This window comes from Polaribacter cellanae, assembly GCF_017569185.1.
In the GTDB taxonomy this organism is placed as follows: domain Bacteria; phylum Bacteroidota; class Bacteroidia; order Flavobacteriales; family Flavobacteriaceae; genus Polaribacter; species Polaribacter cellanae.
In genome coordinates this window covers 578,857-601,413 of record NZ_CP071869.1, presented here as the reverse complement: position 1 = coordinate 601,413, position 22,557 = coordinate 578,857, and the positions used below count along the sequence as shown (strand labels likewise).

General features: G+C 29.8%; 20 protein-coding genes and 1 other RNA gene. 12 read left to right on the top strand and 9 right to left on the bottom strand.

Annotated features, from left to right (window positions below; translation table 11 throughout):
- Nucleotides 1-143 precede the first annotated feature (143 nt).
- From J3359_RS02715 to J3359_RS02705, 3 genes are read right to left on the bottom strand one after another with little or no spacing between them, the layout of a single operon-like run.
- Nucleotides 144-656: a DUF7935 family protein gene (locus J3359_RS02715; RefSeq protein ID WP_208079218.1), complete on the bottom strand. Its 513-nt coding sequence runs from the start codon at nucleotides 654-656 to the stop codon at nucleotides 144-146.
- A 3-nt stretch (nucleotides 657-659) separates the two neighbouring features.
- Nucleotides 660-1,379, bottom strand: a complete 720-nt coding sequence (locus J3359_RS02710) for a DUF3307 domain-containing protein (protein WP_208079217.1) — start codon at nucleotides 1,377-1,379, stop codon at nucleotides 660-662.
- Nucleotides 1,379-1,993: a sigma factor-like helix-turn-helix DNA-binding protein gene (locus J3359_RS02705; protein WP_208079216.1), complete on the bottom strand. Its 615-nt coding sequence runs from the start codon at nucleotides 1,991-1,993 to the stop codon at nucleotides 1,379-1,381. Before J3359_RS02705 ends, J3359_RS02710 begins: the two co-directional genes overlap by 1 nt.
- A gap of 284 nt (nucleotides 1,994-2,277) precedes the next feature.
- Here J3359_RS02705 and J3359_RS02700 point away from each other — a divergent pair, with 284 nt between their 5' ends.
- The 11 genes from J3359_RS02700 (at nucleotide 2,278) to J3359_RS02650 (ending at nucleotide 15,182) form a co-directional block, all read left to right on the top strand.
- Entirely contained in the window at nucleotides 2,278-4,599 is a 2,322-nt protein-coding gene (locus J3359_RS02700; RefSeq protein ID WP_208079215.1) for an ATP-dependent helicase, read from the top strand.
- Between the two features lie 119 nt (nucleotides 4,600-4,718).
- Nucleotides 4,719-5,366 carry a DUF4290 domain-containing protein gene (locus J3359_RS02695; RefSeq protein ID WP_208079214.1) on the top strand — a complete coding sequence of 216 codons (648 nt, stop codon included), beginning with the start codon at nucleotides 4,719-4,721 and terminating at the stop codon, nucleotides 5,364-5,366.
- 6 nt (nucleotides 5,367-5,372) lie between these two features.
- A complete protein-coding gene (gene murA, locus J3359_RS02690) occupies nucleotides 5,373-6,683 on the top strand; it encodes a UDP-N-acetylglucosamine 1-carboxyvinyltransferase (RefSeq protein ID WP_208079213.1) in 1,311 nt (436 codons plus the stop codon).
- A gap of 349 nt (nucleotides 6,684-7,032) precedes the next feature.
- Entirely contained in the window at nucleotides 7,033-7,620 is a 588-nt protein-coding gene (locus J3359_RS02685; RefSeq protein WP_208079212.1) for a hypothetical protein, read from the top strand.
- A gap of 33 nt (nucleotides 7,621-7,653) precedes the next feature.
- Nucleotides 7,654-8,553 carry an alkaline phosphatase family protein gene (locus J3359_RS02680; protein ID WP_208079211.1) on the top strand — a complete coding sequence of 300 codons (900 nt, stop codon included), beginning with the start codon at nucleotides 7,654-7,656 and terminating at the stop codon, nucleotides 8,551-8,553.
- Between the two features lie 98 nt (nucleotides 8,554-8,651).
- A complete protein-coding gene (locus J3359_RS02675) occupies nucleotides 8,652-9,200 on the top strand; it encodes a nucleotide exchange factor GrpE (protein ID WP_208079210.1) in 549 nt (182 codons plus the stop codon).
- Between the two features lie 163 nt (nucleotides 9,201-9,363).
- Nucleotides 9,364-10,506, top strand: coding sequence for a molecular chaperone DnaJ (dnaJ, locus tag J3359_RS02670; RefSeq protein WP_208079209.1), 1,143 nt, complete (start codon nucleotides 9,364-9,366; stop codon nucleotides 10,504-10,506).
- Between the two features lie 189 nt (nucleotides 10,507-10,695).
- Nucleotides 10,696-10,998: RNase P RNA component class A (gene rnpB, locus J3359_RS02665), an RNA gene on the top strand.
- 181 nt (nucleotides 10,999-11,179) lie between these two features.
- On the top strand, nucleotides 11,180-13,450 hold the full coding sequence (locus tag J3359_RS02660; RefSeq protein ID WP_208079208.1) for an aconitate hydratase: 2,271 nt from the start codon (nucleotides 11,180-11,182) through the stop codon (nucleotides 13,448-13,450).
- Nucleotides 13,451-13,557: 107 nt separating this feature from the next.
- A complete protein-coding gene (locus J3359_RS02655; RefSeq protein ID WP_208079207.1) occupies nucleotides 13,558-14,229 on the top strand; it encodes a Crp/Fnr family transcriptional regulator in 672 nt (223 codons plus the stop codon).
- A gap of 77 nt (nucleotides 14,230-14,306) precedes the next feature.
- A complete protein-coding gene (locus J3359_RS02650; RefSeq protein ID WP_208079206.1) occupies nucleotides 14,307-15,182 on the top strand; it encodes an anti-sigma factor in 876 nt (291 codons plus the stop codon).
- 169 nt (nucleotides 15,183-15,351) lie between these two features.
- Here J3359_RS02650 and J3359_RS02645 read toward each other — a convergent pair whose 3' ends face one another.
- From J3359_RS02645 to J3359_RS02630, 4 genes are all read right to left on the bottom strand, one after another.
- Entirely contained in the window at nucleotides 15,352-15,702 is a 351-nt protein-coding gene (locus J3359_RS02645) for a hypothetical protein (protein ID WP_208079205.1), read from the bottom strand.
- A gap of 197 nt (nucleotides 15,703-15,899) precedes the next feature.
- A complete protein-coding gene (locus J3359_RS02640) occupies nucleotides 15,900-16,250 on the bottom strand; it encodes a hypothetical protein (protein WP_208079204.1) in 351 nt (116 codons plus the stop codon).
- Nucleotides 16,251-16,437: 187 nt separating this feature from the next.
- Nucleotides 16,438-17,619 (bottom strand): aspartate aminotransferase family protein, encoded by a 1,182-nt coding sequence (locus J3359_RS02635; RefSeq protein WP_208079203.1) that lies wholly within the window; start codon nucleotides 17,617-17,619, stop codon nucleotides 16,438-16,440.
- 1 nt (nucleotide 17,620) lies between these two features.
- The gene (locus J3359_RS02630) at nucleotides 17,621-19,240 is read right to left on the bottom strand and encodes an OstA-like protein (protein ID WP_243765974.1); all 1,620 of its coding nucleotides are present in this window, start codon (nucleotides 19,238-19,240) and stop codon (nucleotides 17,621-17,623) included.
- A 138-nt stretch (nucleotides 19,241-19,378) separates the two neighbouring features.
- Here J3359_RS02630 and J3359_RS02625 point away from each other — a divergent pair, with 138 nt between their 5' ends.
- Nucleotides 19,379-20,815 carry a pyridoxal phosphate-dependent decarboxylase family protein gene (locus J3359_RS02625; protein ID WP_208079202.1) on the top strand — a complete coding sequence of 479 codons (1,437 nt, stop codon included), beginning with the start codon at nucleotides 19,379-19,381 and terminating at the stop codon, nucleotides 20,813-20,815.
- On the opposite strand, the gene J3359_RS02620 is transcribed toward J3359_RS02625, so the two are convergent.
- Together J3359_RS02620 and J3359_RS02615 are read right to left on the bottom strand one after the other, a co-directional pair.
- Complete coding sequence (locus J3359_RS02620) at nucleotides 20,784-22,004, bottom strand: hypothetical protein (RefSeq protein WP_208079201.1); 1,221 nt, start codon at nucleotides 22,002-22,004, stop codon at nucleotides 20,784-20,786. The genes J3359_RS02625 and J3359_RS02620 overlap by 32 nt on opposite strands.
- Nucleotides 22,005-22,183: 179 nt before the next feature.
- Nucleotides 22,184-22,459 carry an RrF2 family transcriptional regulator gene (locus J3359_RS02615; protein WP_302850214.1) on the bottom strand — a complete coding sequence of 92 codons (276 nt, stop codon included), beginning with the start codon at nucleotides 22,457-22,459 and terminating at the stop codon, nucleotides 22,184-22,186.
- Nucleotides 22,460-22,557 lie beyond the last annotated feature (98 nt).

The window sequence follows — 22,557 nt, the reverse complement described above, 5'->3', positions numbered from 1 at the left end:
AATCAAAAATATTACCATAGAAATAATTTTCTATAAAACTTAACTCCCCAAGTTTTTAATGTGACCCTTTTAAATTCCCCCAATTTATGAGAATACTCATAAGTAGAAAAGCCTTCTTTTAATTAAGAAGGCTTTTTAATTTTTTATAATAATTTCCTAACTTCATTTTTAATAAAGTCAATAGCTGTTTCTGTTGGTGGCACAGATTTCGAATAATCTATTAATACATTTTCTCTTAAATCGTTCGCAGAAGTAGCCTTTTCTGCAACCTGTTTTAATTTATTCATAACAGCATTTTTAGCGGCCACAATGGCTGTCCAAGTAGCTTCCGAAATATAAATTTGTTGTACTAAATTGTGTTCAAATTCTTGTTCTATATTTGCGATTAAAAGCTGCAAATAATCGTTTGTATTTGTTGAAATTGGCGGAATTCGCATCAACATTTTTACAGGGTTCATTCTGTCGCAAAAGAGCATTAAACGTTCGTATGCTTGCAATTTAATAGGCAAAGCCTCCTTTTTTTGTTGTGCTAAAAGTTCTAATTTTTTTTCGGTATTTTTATTGTTGATGAAACCGTTAAACATATAATAAGCCACAAAACCAGTTACTGTAGCTGGTAAAATATATGCGATGCTTTCTAAAATTTTATCTTCCATAAATTAAATAAGAGTTACAAAATACGAATATAAGATTCCGATGATAATTGCCAACCCGAAACTTAATAAAGTACCAATTAAAATATATTCTGTTAATTTTCTGTCTTTAGAAGATGTTAAATCTCCAAACCTAAAAACCGACTTTGCTGCCAGTAAAAAACCAATGGCTTCCCAATGATTTGTAATTACAAAAACGAATACAAATAAACGTTCTAAAATACCAATATAACGTCCTGCTTTTGCAAGAGAATCGTCGTTTTCTTTTTTGTTTTCAGGATTCCATTGTGTAATAAAAACTTTAATAATTATAGAGGAAACGTTTGTTATCAATAGAATTCCAATCAATAATAACAATATTTTACTCGTAAAAAGTTCATCAAAATTAAAATTGAATTCAGAATATAAAGTAGCTACACAAAATAAAACTAAAAGATGTAAAAGTTGATCTATAAAAAACCAAAGGCGTTTACTTTTTTTAGTTTGAAAAGTGAGTTTTAAGACATCAAAAATATAATGAGAAATAAGAATAATTGTAAAACCAAGCCAATATTCCTTTAAATTAAATTGCAAAAAAAGCAATAATAAAATTGCATGAACTGCCATGTGAACATACAGTTTTACAGATTTCATTTTCTTTTCTTCTTTGTCTTTTACCCATTTTTCGGGTTGAAAAACAAAATCTCCTAAAATATGTGCCAACAAAATTTTTAAAAATAAAAGCATTATTCAGATATTTTTTGTTTGATAATTTTTCTAAAACGAGTTTCAAGATTCATAATAGGTTCAAAGCCGGCACGTTTTTGTCGTTCGCTAACTCTACCTTGTGTAATTCCTAAAATTTTTGCGATTTCTTTTTGGGTCGCTTCTCTATTTTCCAAAGATAAATTAAAAACTTCGGCAGAATTTTGTGTCCAAGAATCTATGGTTAATAGTGCCAAATCTAACGCAATATTCATTTCTTCATCAAAATCTTGCCAAGGTGTTTTTATGGCTAAATTTTGTTTTTTTAAATAATTATCAAATGCAAAACCAGAGTTTATAAAGGCTTCTCCATTAGATTCTGTAATATTTACATCTTTATATGCTGTTTTTCCGACTCCAATGCCAATTCGAACATCAATTTCTGCAGTTTTCTTTAAATGAGATTTTATTTTTAAAGCGGCATACAATGCTTCTTCTGGTTTTTTTATCTCTAACTGGAAACTATCGCCTCTATAAACCTGCCAGTTATTGGGCGATTTTCCAAAAGTTTTTAAAGTTTCTTTTAAAGCTTGTAACCAAAAAGCATCACTTTTTTTTCTTGAATTTATAATGTCTCCAGTTAAAATACTTGTCATTAATTGTATAATTTATTTTCAAATGTATGTTTTATTTATTAAAACACCAAAATTATCTGTCTATAACCAGATATTTCAGTTTATCTGCTTATAGCCAGATATTTTAATTTATCTGGTTGTAGGCAGATAATTAATAAGTTGAATTTAAGATTGGTAAATTTGTATCGAAAAAAAGTATAAGGTTAACTTGCCTAATAACTTGTGAATAAAAAACAACATTCATTCTTTAATAAAATGAATAGTTTGGTTAATTTCACGTTTTAAATTCTTCAAAATAAAATCTATTGAATAGTTATTTAAATTCTTTAAACGAAGCTCAAAAACAAGCTGTTTTACAAAAAGATGGCCCAATGATTATTATTGCAGGTGCAGGTTCTGGTAAAACACGTGTGTTAACCTACAGAATTGCGCATTTAATGCAACAAGGAGTAGATGCGTTTAACATTTTGTCGCTTACATTTACCAATAAAGCTGCAAGAGAAATGAAAGAGAGAATTGCTTCTGTGGTTGGGGTTAGCGAAGCAAAAAACCTTTGGATGGGTACATTTCACTCGGTTTTTGCAAGAATTTTACGTTCGGAAGCAGACAAGTTAGGTTTTCCATCAAATTTTACAATTTACGATACACAAGATTCTGTTCGCTTAATTTCTTCAATAATTAAAGAAATGAGTTTGGACAAAGAACGTTACAAACCCAAGCAAATTTTAGGTCGAATATCTTCTTTTAAAAATAGTTTAATTACAGTAAGAGCGTATTTTAATGATTCGGATTTACAAGAGGCAGATTTGCATGCAAGCAGACCAAAAGTGGGGGAGATTTACAAACAATATGTAGAAAGATGTTTTAAGGCAGGCGCCATGGATTTTGATGATTTACTGTTAAGAACGAATGAATTATTAGCACGTTTTCCTGAATCTTTAGCAAAATATCAAGACCGTTTTCGATATATTATGGTCGATGAGTATCAAGATACGAATCACTCGCAATATTTAATTGTAAAAGCGTTGGCAGATCGTTTTCAAAATATTTGTGTGGTGGGAGACGATTCGCAAAGTATTTATAGTTTTAGAGGTGCCAATATTCAGAATATTTTAAATTTTCAGAAAGATTATCCTGATGTTAAAACCTTTAAATTAGAGCAAAATTATCGTTCTACCAGTAATATTGTAAACGCAGCAAATTCTGTAATTGCCAAAAATAAAACGAAGTTAGACAAGGAAGTTTGGACGTCTAATGATGCTGGAGATTCCATAAATGTAATGCGTACCATTTCCGATGGTGAAGAAGGACGTTTTGTGGCACAATCTATTTGGGAAAACCACATGAATAATCAAATGCAATTGAGCGATTTTTGTGTCTTATACAGAACAAATTCTCAATCGAGAGCCATTGAAGATGCATTGAGAAAGAAAAATTTAGACTATAAAATTTACGGTGGAATTTCCTTTTATCAGCGAAAAGAAATCAAAGATATTTTGTCTTACCTGCGTATTTTAATCAATTCGAATGATGAGGAAGCATTAAAAAGAATTATTAATTACCCAGCAAGAGGAATTGGTGCAACAACGATAGACAAACTAACAATCGCAGCGAATCATTATAAAAAATCGATTTTCGATATTGTAAAATATGTCGATAAAATAGATCTAAAAATAAATTCTGGCACAAAAAATAAGTTACAGAATTTTATGAATATGATTTTGCGTTTACAAATTGAGGCGCAAACCAAAAACGCCTTCGAAATTGCAGAAATCGTTGTAAAACAAACCCAATTAATTAAAGATTTAGAAAAAGATGGCACACCTGAAGCGGTTAGTAAAGTAGAAAATGTGCAAGAATTATTAAACGGAATTAAAGATTTTATTACCGATAAAATTGAACAGGGAGAAGATGCCTCATTAACAGCATTTTTAGAAGATGTTGCTTTGGCGACAGATTTCGATTCAGAAAAAAATAACGACAAGCCAAGCGTTTCTTTAATGACCATTCATCAATCGAAAGGATTGGAATATTCGCATGTGTATATTGTTGGTTTAGAGGAAAATTTATTTCCATCTGCCATGAGTATGAACACCAGAAGCGAGTTGGAAGAGGAGCGCAGATTATTTTATGTAGCCTTAACCAGAGCCGAAAAAGTTGCCTATTTAACCTACGCACAAACACGTTACAGATGGGGGAAATTGGTAGATGCAGAACCAAGTAGGTTTTTAGAAGAAATAGACGACCAGTTTTTACACTATATTACGCCAAAAGTACCAGAACCTTCTGTAAATAGGTTTGTAGATAAAAGTATTTTCGATGATGCACCCAAAGGAATTCGTTTCCAAAAACCCATTCAGCGTAAAAAAATGGAACGAAATTTGGCTAAAAAGAAGGAAATTACCATTCCTAAAAACTTAAAAAAAGTTTCGCAAGTTTCACCAAAAAATAATCTTTTCGATGGAGATATTATCGCAGGAAATATTGTAGAACACAATAGATTTGGCAAAGGAACCGTTTTAGGAATCGAAGGAAAAGGCCCAGATAAAAAAGCAGAAATTGAATTTGCAACAGCAGGAAAAAAGAAATTATTATTACAATTTGCGAAATTAAAAGTTATTGGGTAAATAATTACGAATTCATAATTACTAATTCGTAATTATTAATTATTTTGCGACATTAAATAACTTCAATTATAATAAGTGATATTCTTGAAACTAAATCAAGACACTTCAAAAATAAATAAATGACATTCGATTTAGAATACAATTCAGAAAGACCATTAATGATCATACCAGAATATGGTAGACATATCCAAAAATTAGTAGACCACTGTGTAGCTTTAGAAGCTAAAGAAGAACGCGATACAATGGCAAAAGCAATTGTAGATGTTATGGGGAATTTACAACCACATTTACGTGATGTTCCAGATTTTAAACACAAATTATGGGACCAATTGTATATTATGTCCGATTTTAAATTGGATGCAGAATCTCCATATCCAGTTCCTTCAAGAGAAGAATTACAAGAGAAACCAGAACGTTTGCCTTACCCAAAATACGCATCGAAATATAGATATTATGGAAATAATATTCAAACCATGATAGATGTTGCTTTAAGCTGGGAAGATGGAGAAAAAAAAGAGGCATTAATTTATACCATTGCAAATCACATGAAAAAATGTTATTTGAATTGGAATAAAGATACTGTAGACGATGCTGTAATTTTTAATCATTTATACGATTTATCTGACGGGAAATTCGATTTAAGAAATTCTGAAGAAGAATTATCTGAAAGTAAAAACTTGTTAAGAAAAAGAAATTCTCAAGGGCAAAATAACTCGAAAAACAACCATAAGAAATCGCACCATAACAATAAAAATAGAAAAAGATAATAGTTAATGGCATCATTTAAAATTGAAGGAGGACACAAATTAAGCGGAATAATAACACCACAAGGAGCAAAAAACGAAGTTTTACAAATATTATGTGCAGTTTTATTAACGCCAGAAAGAGTAGTTGTAAATAATGTGCCAGATATTATAGACGTAAATAAATTAATTTTTATTCTTGGAGAATTAGGTGTAAAAGTTGAAAAATTAAGCAGAAATTCTTACGCTTTTCAAGCAGACAATATCAATTTAAATTATTTAGAATCCTTAGATTTTAAAAGAGATGGAAGTTCTTTGCGTGGCTCAATTATGATTGTGGGGCCACTTTTAGCACGTTTTGGAAAAGGATACATTCCACGTCCAGGAGGCGATAAAATCGGTAGAAGACGTTTAGATACGCATTTCGAAGGTTTTATTAGATTAGGCGCAAAATTCCGTTATAACAAAGAAGAATCTTTCTATGGAGTTGAAGCAGAAGAGCTAACAGGTGTAGAAATGTTATTGGATGAAGCTTCTGTAACAGGAACTGCAAACATTTTAATGGCAGCAGTTTTAGCAACTGGAACCACAAAAATTTACAATGCCGCTTGCGAACCTTACATTCAGCAATTATCTAAAATGCTGAATTCTATGGGTGCAAAAATCTCTGGAGTTGGCTCAAACTTATTAATTATCGAAGGCGTAGATACTTTAGGTGGTTGTGAGCATACAGTTTTACCAGATATGATTGAAATTGGTTCTTGGATTGGTGTTGCAGTAATGACACGTTCTGAATTAACCATTAAAAACGTAAGTTGGAACAACCTTGGGCAAATACCAAATGTGTTTAGAAAATTAGGAATTACTCTAGAAAGAAGAGGAGACGATATTTATATTCCGGCTCAAGAGTCTTATAAAATCCAGAATTATATAGATGGTTCTGTATTAACAGTTGCAGATGCACCTTGGCCTGGATTTACACCAGATTTATTAAGCATTGTTTTAGTAATTGCAACACAAGCAAAAGGTACGGTTTTAATTCATCAAAAAATGTTCGAAAGCCGTTTGTTTTTTGTTGATAAACTAATTGATATGGGCGCAAAAGTTATCTTGTGCGATCCACACAGAGCAACCGTAATTGGGCAAAACCATAAGTCGCAGTTGAAAGCAACAAAAATGACTTCGCCAGATATTAGAGCAGGAATTTCCTTGTTAATTGCAGCACTTTCCGCAAATGGAACTTCCATAATTAATAATATTGAACAAATAGATAGAGGTTACGAAAACATAGAAGCTCGTTTAAAATCTATTGGCGCAAAAATTGAAAGGATTGAGGATTAGGTTCGTATAAAAAAGATTTTTTTTTGGAGCAATTTCCCGCTTTCAATTATATCTTTTTATGCTAAATTTATTTCAGTATCTCTCTCTTTTAAAGAAGTAATTTTGTTATTGTAATAAATACTGAATCGAGTTCAGTATAAAAATAGTGTTATTTTTGGCACTATTTTTTATTTAATCAACATCGTTTTATTTGAATAATTTTCAATTTAAAACTTGAATCAATTTAGAATTTGAAAAGCTTTTTGTACATTTAAAAAATAATAGAAGTTATACTTTAGAACCAAGCAAAAGGTTCTTTAATTGTAAAAAAGAAAAAGATGAATATGAATATGAATTTGAATCTTAAGATGTGAAAAAACGAACACTACTAATAATTTCTATTATCTTTTTTAGTTGTAAATCTGAAAATCAATCACCAATTGATTACACCATTTTATTAGATAATTGTTTAACCCAAAATGAGATAAAATTATTAAATACAGGAAGCGAAATATTTGAAAGAAAAATAGTAGAAACTTCTAATAGAAAAAATATTGGAAGTTTTTATAAGAAATACGTAGAGTTATTTTTAAAAGAATATCCATCAGAAATTATTGAAAATAAAGAGGAAAATGATTATTTAATCAAATTAAAAAAATCTGAATTATTTAATAAAATTTGGTCTCAATTTCAATTGAATAAAATTGATAATCACCAAAAAAAATACTTTGAATTAAAAGGAGAAGGTGAATTTATGCTTTGTTTAATAAAAAACGCTAAAAACCCAAAAATAAAAGATTTTTTAAATTCATATAAAGAAATTACAGGGATTAGTTTACAGATTATGGCGAATGGTTTGATAAAAAAATTAACTGAAAAAGAATTTAATTCTAAAATAATTCAATTATTTATTACCATAGAATTTTATTATAACTTAAAAATTAACATTAAAAAATAACCTTTGTTTTATAACTTCCCAAATACAATCTCAATGAAAAACATTTTATTATTTATAACCTTATCAATATCTACAATTACTTTTTCACAAAAAAAGAAAGTTTTATTGGTAGGAATTGATGGCTTACAATTAGAACAATTAGCAAAAGTAAACACACCAAATTTCGATAAATTCAATATAAAAAAGGGTTTTAATGGAGGTTTACTGGGTACAGATTCGCAACAAGTAACTTCCAGTGGTCCAAGCTGGGTAACCATTTTAACAGGGGTTTGGGCAGATAATCATAAAGTTACAAGTAATTCTCCAAACCAAGTTAGTGCTTCTAAAAGTGTTTTTAATTATATAAAAACTTCGAACTCTAATTTAAAAACGGCAAGTATTTCAACTTGGAAAAACATTAATTTATTACTATATAAAGATATGTATTTGGTAGATTTTTCTACACAAGGTGGTTTGGATGATTATTCAACAAAAATAGCTGTAGATTTAATTGGAGAAAAAGGGTTAGACTTTATCTTTATTCATTTAGATGATGTAGATCATGCAGGACATGCATATGGTTTTGGAGAAAAATATTCAAGTTCAATTTTAAAAATGGATGAAAATATTGGTCAACTTTTAAAAGCAACAGCACATAGAAATAAAAATTTTAACGAAGATTGGTTAGTCATACTAGTAACAGATCATGGTAGAGATGCCAAAGGTTTTGGGCATGGAAACCAGACAATTTCAGAAAAAACAATTTTTGTGGGTTTAAATAAAAAAGGAAACTCTTTTTTTGAAAGTGTAAACAACGATAAAAAAATCAATTCTATTCAAGAATTAGAAAAGCAAACCATTCCGCAAACAGCAGTTGTGCCAACAATTTTAAAATATTTAAACATTCCCATAAAAAACGAATGGAAATTAGATGCCAAGCCTTTAATAAATTAAAACAAATTATAAATACAAAATAGTGTCAGTTTGACACTATTTTTTTGTTGGCAACATTTTTGCCAATAAATTGTAGACAATTTAATGATTACAAAGAAATGAGTAAGAAAGAAAATATAAAAGAAGAAGAAGTAATAAACGAGCAAGAAACTGCTCAAGTTGAAGAAAATCAAGAGATTGAAGCAGAGGTTGTAAAAGAAGAACCAACAGTAGAAGAGCTACTTCAAGCCGAAAAAGATAAATTTTTACGATTATTTGCAGAGTTCGAAAACTATAAAAAGAGAACAACAAGAGAAAGAATTGAACTATTTAAGACAGCAGGACAAGAAGTTATGACATCTTTACTGCCAGTTGTAGATGATTTCGAACGTGCCTTGTCACATATCGAAGAAGACAAAGAAGCAGAAGAACTAAGAAAAGGAGTTTTATTAATTTATCAGAAGTTTTACAACACCTTAGAGCAAAAAGGATTATCGAAAATAGAAACCAAAGCTGGCGATATTTTTGATGCGGAGATCCATGAAGCAATTACACAAATTCCTGCACCATCAAAAGATATGAAAGGAAAAGTAATTGATTGTGTTGAAAAAGGATACAAGCTAGGAGATAAAATAATCCGTTATCCAAAAGTGGTAATAGGACAGTAAAAAAAGTGGGCAGTCTTTTTAGTCTTCAGTAAGCAGTGTAAATAATAACTGCTTACTGAAGACTGAATTGCTGCAAATTGATAAAGTTTTTATGATACAGTTAACAATAACTCAGTAACAAGCTGATTGCTAACTGCCAACTGAAGACTGAAAACTAATTAAAATGGCAAAACAAGATTATTACGAAATATTAGGAATTTCTAAATCGGCTTCACAAGCAGAGATTAAAAAAGCCTACAGGAAAATGGCAATTAAACATCATCCAGATAAAAATCCGGACGATAAAAATGCTGAAGAAAAATTTAAGTTGGCAGCAGAAGCCTACGAAGTTTTAAGCGACGAAAACAAAAAAGCACGTTACGATCAATATGGTCATGCAGCTTTCGATGGTCCACAAGGTGGTGGCGGTTTTGGAGGAGGAGGCATGAATATGGAAGACATATTCAGTCAGTTTGGAGATATTTTCGGAGGAGCTGGAGGCGGTTTTGGCGGAGGCTTTGGAGGTTTTGGTGGTGGTGGAGGCCAACGTCAAGCTAGAGTAAAAGGAAGTAATATGCGTATTCGTGTAAAACTTACTTTAGAAGAAATCGCAAAAGGAGTAGAGAAGAAAGTAAAAGTGCGTAGAAAAGTACAAGCAGATGGAGTTACTTATAAAACGTGTACTACTTGTAACGGATCTGGGCAACAAATGCGTGTTACCAACACTATTTTAGGTAGAATGCAAACTGCCACAACTTGTGGAACTTGTTCTGGAGCTGGAGAAATAATGAGTAGCAAACCAAATGGAGCAGATGCACAAGGTTTAATTACAAAAGAAGAAACAGTTTCTATAAATATTCCTGCAGGTGTAACAGAAGGTGTTCAGTTAAAAGTTGGAGGAAAAGGGAATGATGCTCCTGGGAAAAATTCTATTTCTGGAGATTTATTAGTACTTATTGAGGAAATTCCACATGATAAATTAAAGAGAGAAGGCACAAATATTCACTACGATTTATACATAAACTTTTCTGAAGCAGTTTTAGGAGTTAGTAAAGAAGTAGAAACAGTTACAGGAAAAGTAAAGATTAAAATTGAGCCAGGAACACAATCTGGTAAAATATTAAGATTAAAAGGAAAAGGTTTACCAAGTATCGAAAGATATGGAACAGGAGATTTCTTGATTCATATTAATGTTTGGACGCCTCAACATTTAGATAAAGAACAAAAGCAGTTTTTTGAAAAAATGTCTGATAATGAGAATTTTACACCAAACCCTAATGTGTCTGACAAATCTTTCTTCGAAAAAGTAAAAGATATGTTTTCATAAAATTAAATTTATATTAATTTTTTGTAAATAATTTTCATAATTATTTTTTTATAAATTTATTTTAAATTATATTTGTGGTGTTATCGAGAAATCGGTAACACTTTTTCTTTTTCATAGCAATTTTTCCCACTCATTTTTGAGTGGGTTTTTTTATGAAAATTAATTGTAATTTTACAAGAATATTAAAAATTAGCAGGCTTATCTTATCGACTTATTTATAAGTAGGAAAGTCCGAACACCACAGAGTAATCATAGCGGATAACAACCGTCCAACGTAAGTTGAGGACCAGTGCAACAGAAAGAATGTACAGTTAGGCTGTAGTGAAACCAGGTAAACTCTATGAGGTGCAATGTCATGTATATTAGAGCTAGAGAGCTACTCGCTCGATTCTAAAGGGTAGACAGATAGATTCTAAGAGTAATTTTAGAACTAGATAAATGATAAGAACCTTTTTAAGGAAACAGAATTCGGCTTATTAGCCTGCTTTTTTAATATTATTTTTACTATATTTTCATTTTTTATTAAAATAACCACCTTTTTTTTGCTGAATTGTTAGTTATATGAAAAATAGCTTTTCTTTATTCATTAATTACAGCAATCTATTATTTATCTTTTAAAATTCCCATAAATACTGTAAATTTGTTGTACATAATCATAAAAAAATAACAACATATGGCTTTTGACATAGATATGATCAAAAAAGTGTATGCTAACGTTGTGGAACGAGTAGATGCAGCACGTGAAATTACAGGAAAACCTTTAACTTTAGCAGAGAAAATTTTATACTCTCACTTATGGGATGGAAATCCTACCAAAGCTTTTACGCGTGGTAAAGACTATGTAGATTTTGCACCAGATAGAATTGCTTTACAAGATGCAACAGCACAAATGGCATTACTACAATTTATGCAAGCTGGTAAGCCTAAAGTAGCAGTTCCAACAACTACACATTGCGATCACTTAATTCAAGCCAAAAACGGAGCAAGTTCAGATTTACAATCTGCTTTAAATACAAGTAATGAGGTTTTTAATTTCTTAGAATCGGTATCTAATAAATACGGTTTAGGTTTCTGGAAACCAGGAGCAGGAATTATACACCAAGTAGTTTTAGAAAATTATGCATTTCCTGGAGGAATGATGATTGGTACAGATTCTCATACTGTAAATGCAGGAGGATTAGGAATGGTAGCTATTGGAGTTGGTGGAGCAGACGCAGTAGATGTAATGGCTGGAATGGCTTGGGAATTAAAGTTTCCAAAGTTAATTGGTGTAAAGTTAACAGGAAAACTTTCTGGTTGGACAGCTCCAAAAGATGTTATTTTAAAAGTTGCTGGAATTGTTTCTGCAAAAGGAGGAACTGGAGCAATTGTAGAATATTTTGGAGAAGGAGCAAAAGCAATGTCTTGTACTGGAAAAGGTACAATTTGTAATATGGGAGCAGAAATTGGGGCAACAACTTCAACTTTTGGTTATGATGAATCTATGGAACGTTATTTACGTGCTACAGATAGAAGCGATGTTGCAGATGCAGCAAATAAAGTAAAAGAATATTTAACTGGAGATGATGAGGTATACGCAAATCCAGATAATTATTTCGACCAAGTTATAGAGATTAATTTATCTGAATTAAGTCCATTATTAAACGGTCCTTTTACGCCAGATTTATCTACGAAAGCAGGTGCTGATATGACTAAAAAAGCCAACGAAAATGACTGGCCTTTAGCTGTAGAATGGGGCTTAATTGGTTCTTGTACAAATTCTTCTTATGAAGATTTATCTAGAGCATCTTCAATCGCCCAACAAGCGATTGATAAAGACTTAGGTATTAAAGCAGAATTTGGTATAAATCCAGGGTCCGAAAAAGTAAGATACACAGCAGAAAGAGATGGTATTTTGGGAATCTTTGAAAAATTAGATGCTAAAATATTTACAAATGCTTGTGGACCTTGTATTGGACAATGGGCAAGATACTCAGATCCTAAAAATGCACCTAAAAACTCAATTATACACTCATTTAATAGAAATTTTGCAAAGCGTGCAGATGGTAACCCAAACACACATGCATTTGTGGCTTCTCCAGAAATGGTAGCAGCAGTTACTATTGCTGGTCGCTTAGATTTTAATCCAATAACGGATAAGTTAATCAACAAAAACGGAGAAGAAGTAATGTTAGACGAACCAACTGGTTGGGAATTACCACCAAAAGGTTTTGAAGTAAAAGACGATGGCTATTTAGCACCAGAAGAAGATGGTAGTCACGTTAAAATTGCAGTAAAAGACGATTCTGAAAGATTGCAATTATTGGAGCCTTTTGCACCAATTGGAAACGATATTACAGGAGCAAAATTATTAATAAAAGCTTTCGGGAAATGTACTACAGATCATATTTCTATGGCTGGACCATGGTTGCGTTTTAGAGGACATTTAGATAATATTTCTAACAACTGTTTTATTGGTGCTGTAAACGATTTTAATAGAAAAACCAATTTAGTAAAAAATCAATTAACTGGAGAATTTGGTGGAGTACCAGATACTGCAAGAGCTTATAAAGCTGCTGGTGTAAAATCTATTGTTGTTGGAGATCATAATTATGGTGAAGGTTCTTCAAGAGAACACGCTGCTATGGAGCCAAGACATTTAGGCGTAGTTGCTGTTTTAGTAAAATCTTTTGCTAGAATTCACGAAACAAACTTAAAAAAACAAGGAATGTTAGGTTTAACATTTGCAAATGAAGCAGATTACGATTTAATTCAAGAAGACGATACTTTTAATTTCTTAGATTTAAATGAATTTGCGCCTAACAAACCATTAACCATTGAAGTTGTTCATGCAGATGGAAGTAAAGATATTGTTATGGCAAATCATACTTATAATAAAAACCAAATCGAATGGTATAATGAAGGTTCTGCTTTAAATTTAATTAAAAAAGAGAACTCTAAATAATTATATTTTTCTTGTTATTATATAAAACTCCTGAAGAAATTCAGGAGTTTTTTGTAAGTATAACTCAGAATTTTAGACCTTTTATATATCAACAAAATTAATAACTTATGAGAAATCTATGGTTTTTTGACAACGTAAATCTATTTAATATTTTATGTCCTCATAAATTTAAAGAATACAAGAAGTGTCACACTTTCGATAATTACAAAAAAAACGATTATATTTATTTTGCAGACGATGCTGCTAGTAAAGTTTTTTTGATTCAGAATGGAAAAGTTAAAATTGGTTACTATACAGAAGAAGGAGACGAAGTTATTAATGCCATTTTAACTAAAGGACAATTATTTGGCGAAAAAGCAATTTTAGGAGAAGAAAAAAGAAATGAGTTTGCACAATCTGTAGACAATTCAACATCTATTTGCCCAATAGGAGTGGAGGCATTACACGATTTAATGAGAGATAACAAAACGTTTAGTTTAAAAATCTATAAATTTTTAGGATTGCGTTTTAAAAAGTTAGAAAGAAGATTACAATTAATTCTTTTTAAAGATACCAAAACACGTTTCCTAGAATTTATGAAAGAATTGTGTGAAGAATATGGATATGACTGCGAAAAAACTGGAGACAAAATAATCGAACATCCATACACACAAAAAGATATTGCTTCATTAATTGGTACTTCTAGATCTAACTTAAATGTATTAATGAACGAGTTGAAAGAAGAAAAAATAATCAATTTTAACAGGCGCGAAATAAGATTATTACAAAAAACTGCTTAAATGTTCGTTAGCTAACATTTCAATACCTATTAAGCATATAACTTTGTCATCAACATTAACAATAAAACATTAATAAGATGAAAAAAGTTTTAAATTTAGCAACGATTTTTGCATTAACAGCATTCTTTGCAGCATGTAGTAACAACGACAACGAACCAACAACAGGTAATTTAACTGTTAATTTAGATGGTTTAGAAAAATTAGGTACAGATTTTGTTTACGAAGGTTGGCTTATAGTAAATGGTGCTCCAGTAAGTACAGGAACATTTACAAGTGTAAAATTTCCACAAACATTTACAGTAGGTTTTAACGATTTAGAAACGGCTACAAAATTTGTATTATCTATAGAACCAAAAAACGATACAGATCCAGCACCATCAAAAACTAAAATTTTAGCAGGAGATTTTACAGGGAATTCTGCAACAGTAAATTCTAAAATTGTTGGAGATTTTAGCGATTCTTGGGGAAAATTTATTTTAGCAACTCCTACAGATGGAATGAATAATAACGAAAGAAGTGGTGTTTGGTTTTTAACACCAGGAACTCCACCAAAAGCAGGTTTAGGTTTACCTGAATTAAAAGAAGGATGGAAATATGAAGGTTGGGCAGTAATAAATGGCAAGCCTGTAACTACAGGAAAATTCACAAAATTAGCGGCAACTGACGAATTTGGAGGATTTAGTGGAGCAAACGCTTTACCAGCACCAAATGGAGCAAATGGATTTTTCCCAGGTGAAGATTTCTTAACAAACGCACCAGATGGACAAACATTTCCAGTAGATTTACGTGGAGCAACAATTGTAATAACAGTTGAACCAAGTCCAGATGATAGCCCAGCACCATTTGCTTTAAAACCTTTAGCTAAAAAAGTAGCTGCAGATGCAGTAGACCATTCTCCAATTGATTTAGGAACTGGACCAAAAGCATTAATTACTGGTTCTGTGAAAAGATAAATAATAGAAAAAGATACAATCTACTATCAACTTATTGTTAATGGTTGATTCAATCGAAGGATAATCGTATTTAAACGATTATCCTTCTCTGTTTTTACGAGATATAAAAAATGCCTAAAAAAAGTAAAAAATTACTCTTAATAGGCATCCAACTAACCAACCAGTTGTACTATTTTACATTTACCTTTAAAGGCATTTTATAAATTTCTCCTTTTATAACTCCTTTGGCAAGTACTTTTTTGTAGTTTAATTTATTCTTTAAAAAAGAATTTAATTGAGTGTTTTTAGAATCAACCGATAAAACTACGATTTCATTTCTATTGTTAATCATAAAAGAAACTTCTGCAGTTGTAGGTTTTTTAACCCTAACAGGAATAAACTTTCCAATAAAAGTGTTCATTTCTATTCTCAATGCTTTAGTATCTTTTTCAACTTTTGGATCTGTATTATTTGCAGAAGTAGAAAATACAGTTGATAAACTAATTGCGATAATTGCGATAATGGTTTTAAAATTTTTCATGATTATAATTTATTTTAATGATTGTTACTTATCTAAAAGACGCTCAGATTTTAAAAACGTTTCAATAAATTTTTACTTTAGTATATATTTAACATTTTACAAAAAATGTTAAGTTGTTTGTTTTTTAGTGAATTATGTGCATAAAAAATCCACAAAAAGATGCTTTTTTTGCGGATTTAATAAAAAGTGGTTGGTTATTATTTACTTTTTACTTTTAAAGGCATTTTATAAATTTTTCCTTTTATAACATTTTTAGTAACTATTTTTTTGTAATTTAATTTATTTTTTAAAAAACTATTTAATTCAGGATTTTTAGAGTTTACAGATAAAACTACCACTTCATCTTTATTATTAATTATAAATAAAACTTCTGCAGTTGTTGTTTTTTTGATTTCAACAGAAATATTTTTTCCAATAAAGCCAAACATTTCTGTTCTAAGAGTTTTTGTTTCTTTGTTTGTTTTTGGATCTACATTATTTGCGGTTGCAGAAAATACTGTTGATAAACTAATTGCGATAATAGCGATAATGCTTTTAAAATTTTTCATAATTATAAGTGTTTTGAGTTAATGTTATATTGAAAAGACGCTCCGATTTTAAAAACGTTTCAATATAAAATTGACTTTAATATATAATTAACAAACAGATAGAGTAAATGTAAAAATTTAACTTTTTTATGTTAAAACAAAAACAAGAAAGAGTGTAGGTTGTTGATTTTTAATATTTTAAACTTTATTATTCGATAACTGAGTTTATTGAAGCTACAATTATTCTACAACCTTCTATTAATTCGTCATCGGAAATTGTTAATGGAGGTGTAATTCTTATTGCTTTAGTTTCAAAAAGTAAGAAGAACAATATCAATCCGTTTTCTAAACATTTATGAACTGTTTTAACGGCTAATTCAGGAGATTCTAAAATGGCAGAAAGCATTAAACCTTTTCCACGAATTTCTTTTATTGTAGGATGTTTTAAATGTTTTCTAATGATTTTTTCTTTTCGAAGACTTTCAGAAATTAAATTTGCATTTAATATTTCTGTTATTGTGGCTTCACCAGCTGCTGCAATTACAGGGTTTCCAGCAAAGGTAGAAATATGTCCTAGTTTAGGGTTTTCTTTTAATAAAGACATATTTTCGAAAGAAGAAATAAAAGCTCCAATTGGCATTCCACCACCCAACCCTTTTCCTGTAATAACAATATCTGGAACTACATTATAGTTTTCGAACCCCCAAAAAGTTCCAGTTCTACCAATTCCTGTTTGAATTTCATCTAAAATTAAAAGAGCTCCAACTTCTTTACACTTTTGGTTCACTTTTAATAAAAAGTTGTTTTTTGGTTCTATAAAACCTGCACCTCCTTGAATGGTTTCTAAAATTACAGCAGCTGTATTTTTTGTAATTTTATCTAATTCGTTTTCTTTATTAAATTCAATAAATTTGGTTCCAGGTATTAAAGGTCTAAAAGCTCGGTGCTGTTTTTCGACACCAGAAACACTCATTGCACCCATGGTATTTCCATGATAAGAATTTTTAGCAGCAATTATTTCGGGTCTATTAGTAACTCTTTTAGCTAATTTTAAAGCTCCTTCTGTGGCTTCTGTTCCAGAATTGGTTAAGTAAACAGCGTTTAAATTTTTAGGAGAATTATTTACCAGTAATTTGCATAAATTTACCTGTGGTTTTTGAATAAATTCACCATAAACCATTACATGTGCATAAGAGTCTAACTGATTTTTAATTGCTTTTGTAACTTTCGGGTGGCAATGTCCTAAACTGTTTGCGGAAACTCCAGCTACAAAATCTAAATATTTTTTTCCACTAACATCAAAAATATAACTTCCATTAGCATGCGAAATTTCTATGGCTAATGGATGTGGAGAAGTTTGTGCTTGATATTTGAAAAAATCTAATTTCATACTATTGATCTTTTCTTACAGAAAGGTTTATTTTTTTAGGCTTGTTTTTAATTTTTTGTTCTAAAACAGCCTTTGGTTTTATAACTTCTTTATTCTTTTCTTTTGGCGTTTTTTTATCTCTTTTAAAAATATCTTCTTTCTTTTTGGGCTGCTCACTTTCTCGCCAAATAAAGCCATTTAATTTTTTTACGTCTTCAGGTAATTTAGAAGGAGGATAGGTTGTTCCTTCAGATTTTTTTAAATATTTAATAGTTTCTATTTGTCCTTTTTCTAAAATAAACTCAATATTACTAGAAACTTCTTTTGTAATGGTTTCTAAAACATTTGTTTGTTCGTTTCTATTGTAATAAACAGATTCTGCATTTCCTTTCACCAAAAGTAAGCGAAGTTTGTTATTTTTAAATTTCCCAAACATATTTCTTCCTTTTATCTGGTTAAAATCACTTTCGGACAAAGAATCTTTCGACACTATAAAAGAGTTGTTTAAAACCTTTAAAGAGTCTAACTTTTCGGTTTCTACATTTGTTAATAAGTGTATTGTGTCTCCAGTAATTTGGTTGGCATCCGACCAAATTACTGGGTTTCTAAACATTCTTGTTAATCCAGTTGCTTGATCTGTGTGTATAGAATCGCATTTGCCTTGTAAATCCGATTTAAAAATTTTTACATTATTAAACGTTCTAATAACTCTTTTTTCTGGTTTTCCAGTAACTAGTATAGTGTCTCCATGCACAAACATCGAATCTTTATCTATAATTGAAATCGCGACAGCTCTATCTACAATAAAAAGCGAATCTTTTAATTCGAAAATTTCTGCATAGTTTCCTTTTGTTACAAAATTTTTAACAGTATCTATTACCTGAATATTATTTGTGGCAGATGCAAAACCTTTATTTTTATCGTAATACAAACTGTCTCCTTCTACAGTTCTTTCTTTTAAATATAGTTTTGCGTTTTTTACAAAGTAAGAAATATCGGTTTTTGTATTGTAAAAACCTCTTTCGCAATAAATTTTATTTTCGTTTTGTGTATTTGTAATTGTAGATGGACCATATAAATAAGCCAAACCAGAATTCGTATAATAATCTAAATGGTTCGATTCTAAATTATGTTCAGGATTTACAACAGTAACTCTAGTAGTTGCAGTAAATTTTTTGGTTTCTAAATAGTAATTTCCGTTTTTACTTTTTAAAGTATTTGTTGGGTCTTTAATCGTTGCATAACTTCTGTAATATAATTTCTGATTCAAACGATCGAACTGCAAAGTATCAGTGGTAAGCGTCATTGTTGGGTCTTTTAAAACTACATTTCCCCAAGATAAAGCTTGTTTAGAGTTGGCATCATAATCTGTATAATCGCTTGTTTGTGTAATGGTATCACCTTGCTTTATTACAACATTATCAATTGCTTTAAAGAAATTTTTATCTTTATAATACAATGCTTGTTTACAAGTTAAAACTGCACCTTCATGCGTCATTTTTACATTTCCAATTAACACAATTGCTCCAGGATATTTTTCTTCATTTACATCTTGATATTCAGCACCATAAATTATCTTTTTGCTCTGAGAAAAAGAGCTAAAAGAAATAGTTAAAAAAAGCAAAAAAAGTATTTTTTTCAAAATATTGGGTTTTTCACAAAAATAAAGAAAAGAAACGCTGTATCTATTAAAGAAAAGTGAAATTTATTTTTAAAAAATATGATAAATATTAGGAATTGTTTTTTAGAGTTCTTGTAATTTGCGAAAAAATTAAATTTAATGAAATCACCTTTCGAATTATCTAAAGAAGAAATGCAATCTTATGGTTACAAAATTGTAGATATAATTGTAAACCATTATATAAATGAAAATGAAAAAAAGCCTGTAACAAAGGCTTCAAGAAAAGAAATGGATACACTTTTCTTACAAGAAGCACCAGAAAACGGAACTTCTTCTAATGAAGTTTTAGATTTTGTGATGGAAAATGTAATTCCAAATAGTGCCATGTCTTCGCATCCAAAATCGTTTTCTTTTGTTCCAGGACCAAGTAACTTTATAAGTACAATGGCAGATTCGTTGGCAACTGGATTCAATATTTTTTCTGGTGGATGGATTATTTCTCCAGCTGCTGCAGAATTAGAAATTGTAACTACAAATTGGTTGTTAAAAATGTTTAATTTTCCTGTAGTAGCAGGAGGAGGAATTTTTACAAGTGGTGGTTCTATGGCTAATTTAACAGCTTTGGTTACTGCCAGAAGAATAAAATGTGGCGAAGATTTTTCGAAAGCAGTTATTTACTTATCAGATCAAGCACATTCTTCGAATATAAAAGCGATTAGAGTTTTAGGTTTTAAAAAAGAACAGGTTAAAATTATTCCAACAGATATAGAGTTTAAATTTAGCATTAATAAGTTAAAAAATGAAATTGCAAAAGATCGTTTAAATGGCAAACAACCTTTTTGTATAATTGCAACTGCAGGAACTACAAATACAGGAACAGTAGATCCTTTACACACCATTGCAGATATTTGTGAGAAAGAAAATTTATGGATGCATGTAGATGGTGCTTATGGAGCTGCAGCTATTCTTTCTAAAAAAGGAAGTCGCACTTTAAAAGGAATAGAACGTGCAGATTCTTTAACAGTAGATCCTCATAAATGGTTTTTTCAACCTTATGAAATTGGTTGTTTATTAGTGAAAGATAAATCTTGGTTAAGCAATACTTTTAGCGAAAAACCAGAATATTTAAGAGATACAGAAGGCAATGAATCTGAAATTAATTTCTTTGATTATGGAATTCAATTAACTCGAAGATTTAGAGCTCTAAAATTGTATATGTCTATAAAAACCTATGGTTTAAATGCATTTAAAAAAGCAGTTTCTTATAATATCAATTTAACAGAAAAAACCGAAGATTTACTTAGAAAAAGTAAAAATTGGGAAATTGTTTCACCTGCAACTTTGGCAATTATAAATTTTAGATACAATCCTTTAAATGTACACTTAACAGAAAAAGAATTAGACGCATTAAATCAGGAAATTTCTAGTAGAGTAGTAGCTTCCAAAGAAGCATTGTTGGTAACTACAGTTTTACAAAATCAAGTAGTAATTAGAATGTGTTTAATCAATCCCAAAACAACAATACAACATATAAAAGATACCTTAAACCAGTGCAATACATTCGCTAAAGAGGTTCTTTTGGAGTGGAAAAAGTAGGTTTTAGATTCGAAACAAATATCCCTAAAATTCCAATTGGTATTAATACAGAAACCAACATTAATATGGTATAATAATTATTTATTATACTTAACTGTTGCCAATTGCAAAAACCTTTGTAGAATATTAAAAATTCTGAAAGAATAAACCCAATTAAGTAAATTTTTACCCAAATTTTAGAAAATTCTAATAGTTTAAAATAATTAAAGAAAGCAAACAAACACAAACTAACAATCCCTAAAAAAGTAAGATGTAAATAACCAATTACAAAGTCTGTTATTTGTGAAACTAATATAGCAAAATAAGGAATTGCAGTTAAGAATTGTAAGATAATCTTGAAAACAAAAAGAAGATATATAAATTGTAATAATTTATATGTTGATGGCGTAAATTTTTTAATAAAAAAAATCTTATAATTTTTAAAAATTAGATGTAATTTTACAAGTGCAACTATTTGATATACAACCCCTAAGCCAGATAAAAGATAAATAAATTTATTTGGTTTTATCCAAAGGAAAGACAAAAATAATGTTAAAATGCAACTAATTATTAAATATTTATAGAAAGGAGTAATAAATTTTTTGTGAATATAAATTTTCTTTTTTTCAAGCATAAAAAAGAAAATTCCTAAAAGAGCAAAAATAAACCATCCATTATATTGAAAGTGTAAATAGAAATAAATGGCGTTTTTATACCAATGAGAAGTACTTCCAAGAGTATTCATAATAATTCCCAAAGACCAAGGGCCAATACTCGAAATAATCATAAATAGGAGAGATGTGTTTATAAATTTATAGGAATAATTACTTTTATTACAAGTATTGTGTTTTCTAAAAAAGAAATAAAACCAGTAAGAACAAATTAAAAATAAGGTAGAAAAAATAATGGAAAATAAAGCATAGCCAGTTATTGGAAAACTAACCAACATACCTAAAATAGTAATTTGTGTACACCAGCATAAAATGGAGTATTTTTTCTGAACTTCTCTTTTAATGAATAGATGATAAATTAAAGAAGTTAAACCCACATAAACCCAACCCAATAAAGCCACATGAGAATGTGTATGCACAATATATTTGTAAGTAGCATTTACATTTGCAACTGGAAAAAGACGCAATAAAACCCCTAAACTACCTGCAATTAAAAAATAGAAAAGTGCTATTAAGACTTGTTTTTTTATAGAAATCATTATAAAATTTCAGATATATTGTTGCTTTTGTAATATTTATTTGTCATCTCTAAAATTATTTTTGTTTCAATTTATTTATCAATTTTTCTTTAAAAGGCGCATATAAATAATGTACAACATAGGGGGTTTCCTCATTACATTTAGGTTGTCTTAAATAACATTGGTTAAATTTATCTACATCATCTATACATTTCTATAATATTATACATTGTATTTTTCTCGTTTATTTCTGACAAATAAAACTCTCCATTTGATTCTTTTACAGACGATACAATTCCTTTTTTAGTAAGTTCTTGTATCACTTTTGCTAAAAAAGGAGCAGGAATATTTAATTTTTTAGCAACTTCTTTTGAACCTATTTTATTACTTACAGAAGCTTTATTTGTTAAATACAAAACTGCAGAAATGGCATATTTACTTGCTTTAGATAACGTAGAATTTGTTTCTACAAAAATAGAAAGATAAAATTATCTTTTAATATGATAATTGTCATTTTTCACAATTTAAAATAATCTTAAATTTGCTTTATAAAAGACAAAAAGGTCTTTTATTT